This window comes from Rhizobacter sp. Root1238, assembly GCF_001425825.1.
Taxonomy (GTDB): Bacteria; Pseudomonadota; Gammaproteobacteria; order Burkholderiales; family Burkholderiaceae_C; genus Rhizobacter.
Map to the genome: position 1 here is coordinate 1 of NZ_LMDM01000046.1, position 1,101 is coordinate 1,101.

Annotated in this window: 1 pseudogene; it reads right to left on the reverse strand. The window is 66.5% G+C overall.

The window, feature by feature from the left end:
• Nucleotides 1-473: 473 nt before the first annotated feature.
• Nucleotides 474-1,078, reverse strand: a pseudogene (locus tag ASC98_RS29815) (extracellular solute-binding protein); the annotation flags it as partial.
• Nucleotides 1,079-1,101: the final 23 nt, after the last annotated feature.

Genomic DNA, 1,101 nt, shown 5'->3' on the forward strand with positions numbered 1-1,101 from the left:
CTTCGCCGCGCTGTAGACCCACAGCGCGAGCGCGGTGATCGCGAGCATCGTCGCGGCCAGCAGCGTCTGCCCGGCCGCGTAGACCATCGCGACCACGTAGAGCGCCCCCACCAGCACGAGCGCCAGCAGGGCCGGGCCGGGGCGCAGCCGGAAGTTCATCGCCTTGTCGTGCCCGCTGGGTTACTTGGCCGTGATCCGCTTGGCCGCGGCGTCCAGCGCCTCCTTCGGCTGCTGGCGGCCTTCGGTCATGTTCTTCAGCGCCGACTCCATCGACGACCAGAAGCGGCCCATCTCCGGGTTGTTCGGCATCGGTGCACCGTCCTGCGCGCTCGCCATCGTCGCCTGGATATTCGGGTTGGCCTTCAGCTCGGCGAACAGCGCCTTGCTCGCCGGCGTGCCCAGCGGCACGTCGTCGTTGATCGTCTTCAGGCCCTTCGGCGCCAGCATGAAGTTCTCGATGAACTCCACCGCGNAACAGCGCCTTGCTCGCCGGCGTGCCCAGCGGCACGTCGTCGTTGATCGTCTTCAGGCCCTTCGGCGCCAGCATGAAGTTCTCGATGAACTCCACCGCGACGTCGCGGTTCGGCGAGGCCTTCGAGATCATCGCGCCCAGCACGCCGACGAACGGTGCGGCCTTCTTGCCGTTGACGCTCGGGATCTTCGCGACGCCGAAGTCGATGTTGGCCTTCTTCAGGTTGTCCCACGACCACGGGCCGTTGATCATCATCGCGACCTTGCCCTGCGCCATGCCGGCTTCCATCTCGGCGTAGCCGGCGCCCTTGGTCATCACGCCGTCCTTCACGAGCTTGTTCAAGAGCTCGGCGCCCTTCAGCGCGCCGGCGTTGTTGACGCCGGTGTCGCCCGCATCGAAGTTGCCGTCGGCCTTCAGCTTGAACGGATACCCGCCGCCAGCGGCCAGCAGCGGCCACGTGAAGTAGGTGTTGTTGTAGTCCCAGAGGATCGCCTTCTTGCCSGARGCCGCGAGCTTCTTGTCGAGCGCGAYCACCTCGTCGAAGGTCTTCGGCGGGGTCGGCACCAGCGCCTTGTTGTAGACCAGCGAGACCGCTTCGATCGACATCGGGTAGCCCCATTGCTTGCCGC